Source organism: Streptomyces sp. NPDC058964 (assembly GCF_042741275.1).
In the GTDB taxonomy this organism is placed as follows: Bacteria; Actinomycetota; Actinomycetes; order Streptomycetales; family Streptomycetaceae; genus Streptomyces.
Map to the genome: position 1 here is coordinate 1 of NZ_JBHYKH010000130.1, position 3,059 is coordinate 3,059.

A 3,059-nucleotide genomic window follows, 5' to 3' on the forward strand; every position below is an offset into this window, starting at 1 on the left:
GGTACGCAGGCGACCTCGGCCGAGCGGACCAGATCGACCAGCTCGGCGTCCGAGATGCCCTTCACGAACTCGACGGCGCCCTCCAGGCCGTACCGCTCGATGGCCTGGGCGACCGGCCCGTCCTCGGCGCGCTTGCCGACGACGACGAGGTGTGCGTCGGGGTGCTCGGTGCGCACCTTCGCGAGTGCCTCGATCAGGAAGATCAGGCCCTTGAGCGGCACGTCGGCGCTGGAGGTGGTGACGATCCGGCCCGGGACGACGGGCACCGCCGGATTCGGCGAGAAGAGGTCGGTGTCGGCACCGATGTGGACCACGTGAATGCGGTCGTCACGCACCCCGAGATGGTCGACGATCTCCTGGCGGGAGGTGCCGGAGACGGTGAGGACCGACGGCAGGCGCCGGGAGACGCGCTTCTGCATCCGGGTGAAGGCGTACCAGCGGCGCACGGAGTAGCGGCGCTGCCAGCCCTCGGCCGCGTCCAGTTCCAACTGCCGGTCGACGGTGATGGGGTGGTGGATGGTGGTGACCAGGGGCGCGCCGATGTCGCCCAGGAGGCCGTAGCCGAGCGTCTGGTTGTCGTGCACGACGTCGAACTCGCCGCGGCGGGCGCGCAGATGACGGCGGGCCCGGAGGGAGAACGTGAGCGGCTCGGGGAAACCGCCGGTCCACATGGTCGCGACTTCCAGCGCGTCGATCCAGTCCCGGTACTCGTCGCGCTCGGGGGTGCGGAAGGGGTCGGGCGACCGGTAGAGGTCGAGGCTGGGCAGCTCGGTCAGGCTCAGGCGGCCGTCGTAGGTCTCGTCGTCGTCGAGGACGGGGTACGGCTGGGAGCCGATGACCTCGACCCGATGGCCGAGGCGGGCCAGCTCGCGCGAGAGGTGCCGTACGTAGACACCTTGGCCCCCGCAGAACGGGTTCCCTTTATAGGTGAGAAGCGCGATGTCGAGCGGTCGCTCGCCGTCGGCGGCAAGGTCCGGTCGGGGACCCGCCTCCCTGGCCTCAGCGGTCACTCTGGGCCCCCTTCTCCCTGCATTTTCCCGCGAGACTACGCCGGGACGGTAATCTAGAACAAGTTTCAGACTTGATCGTTCAAGAGGCTCTGAATCTACCGGCAGGTAGGGGCGCTGTGAGAAGTGGATCAGGTGATTCGCGCCACGGCGCGGAGCCCTGCCATGCTGTGTGATCACCCGCCCTCACCGACTGTCACGGAACGGGACCCATGCCTGCGGAAGCCAGTACCGTTCGACCGGCCTCGCCTCCCCTCACCGAGCGGCAGGAGGCCCGCCGCCGCCGGATTCTGCACGCCAGTGCGCAGCTGGCCAGCCGGGGCGGTTTCGACGCGGTGCAGATGCGGGAGGTCGCGGAGTCCTCGCAGGTGGCCCTCGGCACGCTCTACCGCTATTTCCCGTCCAAGGTGCATCTCCTCGTCGCCACCATGCAGGACCAGTTGGAGCACATGCACGGCACCCTGCGGAAGAAGCCCCCGGCGGGCGACACGGCGGCCGAGCGGGTCGCGGAGACGCTGATGCGGGCCTTCCGCGCCCTGCAGCGCGAGCCGCATCTTGCCGACGCGATGGTCCGCGCGCTGACCTTCGCGGACCGCAGCGTCTCACCGGAGGTCGACCAGGTCTCCCGGCAGACGACGGCGATCATCCTGGACGCGATGGGTCTGGAACACCCCACCCCCGAGCAGCTCTCCGCGGTCCGCGTCATCGAGCACACCTGGCACTCGGCCCTGATCACCTGGCTGTCGGGCCGCGCCTCCATCGCCCAGGTCAAGATCGACATCGAGACGGTGTGCCGGCTGATCGACCTGACGGATCCGGCGCGCGGGGGCGCGGCCCATGGCTGAGGCGCCCGACGCCGCGACCGCCTGGCGGTGGCTCCTGGAGCGCAAGCCCGGAACCAGGGGCTTCCACGACGGCGAGACGCTGTTCGCGCTCGTCGCGGCCGCCCATGCCAGGCCGCGCCTGCGCGCCCTGTATCCGTTCCCGACGCACGGGACGCTGAAGTTCCTGCGGAGCGGGCCGCCGTTCGACGGAGGGGACCGCGACATGCCCTACGTGATCACCGCCGGGCCGCCGTACAAGGTGTGCACGGTCCACGGTGGCGCCCTCGGCGGGGGCGCAACCCTCGAGGAGGCGGTGTCGCTCGTGGTGGCCCACCTGCCCGCGGACCTGTGAGCACGCGGAAACGGCACACGGAAAACGGCACGCGAAAACCTACGAGACGGGTTCCCTTCGCCGGCATTGCCCGGATCAGGTATTGGGGGTCGCCTTCCGGCCCTACTGCTGCCTTCCAGCCTCTCAGCCCGACCGTCGACGTCGGCCCCAGCGGATGCTTGCGCGTCTCGCGTGAGTCGGCTACTCCGGTCGAACTCCCTCACTCGCCCCGTAGGCCACTACCAGGATAGACCGCATTCGGCTCGACAGAACCCCCCAAAAGGGATTTAAAGGGAGATTTTTTCAGTTCTCCGGCGGGAACACCGGCTCCCCGCTCCCGAGCATCGTGATCATGATGGCCTCCACCGGGCAGCTCTCCGCCGCCGCCAGGACCCGCTCGTTCGCGTCCGTCTCCGCCTCGACGGGCCGCGACTGGCGGCCGGTGTCGAGGCGGAAGCCGTCGGGGGCGTGGTGGACGCACTGGGCGGAGCCGATGCAGACGGAGCGGTCGACCTCGACGCGCCAGCGGTCTCCCATTCCTATCCCTCCCAGCCGGCCGGGAGGTGGACCATCTTGTGCTCCAGGTACTCGCCGTACCCCTCGGGCCCGAACTCCCGCCCCAGCCCCGAGTTCTTGTAGCCGCCGAAGGGGCCGAGCATGTCCAGACTGAAGGTGTTGACGGAGTAGGTGCCGGTACGGACCTGCCGTGCGACGTCGATGCCGTGCGCCACGTCCGACGTCCAGACGCTGCCGGACAGCCCGTAGTCGGAGTCGTTGGCGATCTTCAGCGCCTCGGACTCGTCGCCGTACGGCAGGAGACAAATAAACCGGCCCAAGAAGAACGCCCGGGGGCAGCCCCTGGAGTTTTAGACGTAGCCGGAGAGGGTAGGCGGCAAG

General features: G+C 69.3%; 4 protein-coding genes, 1 pseudogene and 1 riboswitch. Of the genes and pseudogenes, 2 read left to right on the forward strand and 3 right to left on the reverse strand.

Features of this window, described 5'->3' with window-relative positions; translation table 11 throughout:
• Window positions 1-1,010: glycosyltransferase family 4 protein (locus ACFW2E_RS18160; RefSeq protein ID WP_384467512.1), on the reverse strand; the 1,010-nt coding region annotated here is incomplete at its 3' end.
• 209 nt (window positions 1,011-1,219) lie between these two features.
• Between ACFW2E_RS18160 and ACFW2E_RS18165 the strand changes: the two genes are divergently transcribed.
• Complete coding sequence (locus ACFW2E_RS18165) at window positions 1,220-1,852, forward strand: TetR family transcriptional regulator (RefSeq protein WP_384467514.1); 633 nt, start codon at window positions 1,220-1,222, stop codon at window positions 1,850-1,852.
• Entirely contained in the window at window positions 1,845-2,183 is a 339-nt protein-coding gene (locus ACFW2E_RS18170) for a DUF6193 family natural product biosynthesis protein (RefSeq protein ID WP_384467516.1), read from the forward strand. Before ACFW2E_RS18165 ends, ACFW2E_RS18170 begins: the two co-directional genes overlap by 8 nt.
• Before the next feature lie 35 nt (window positions 2,184-2,218).
• Window positions 2,219-2,394: riboswitch (TPP riboswitch) on the reverse strand.
• A 71-nt stretch (window positions 2,395-2,465) separates the two neighbouring features.
• On the opposite strand, the gene ACFW2E_RS18175 is transcribed toward ACFW2E_RS18170, so the two are convergent.
• Both ACFW2E_RS18175 and ACFW2E_RS18180 read right to left on the reverse strand, forming a co-directional pair.
• Window positions 2,466-2,699, reverse strand: coding sequence for a ferredoxin (locus tag ACFW2E_RS18175; RefSeq protein WP_384467518.1), 234 nt, complete (start codon window positions 2,697-2,699; stop codon window positions 2,466-2,468).
• Window positions 2,700-2,701: 2 nt separating this feature from the next.
• Window positions 2,702-2,996, reverse strand: a pseudogene (locus tag ACFW2E_RS18180) (aldehyde dehydrogenase family protein); the annotation flags it as partial.
• Window positions 2,997-3,059: the final 63 nt, after the last annotated feature.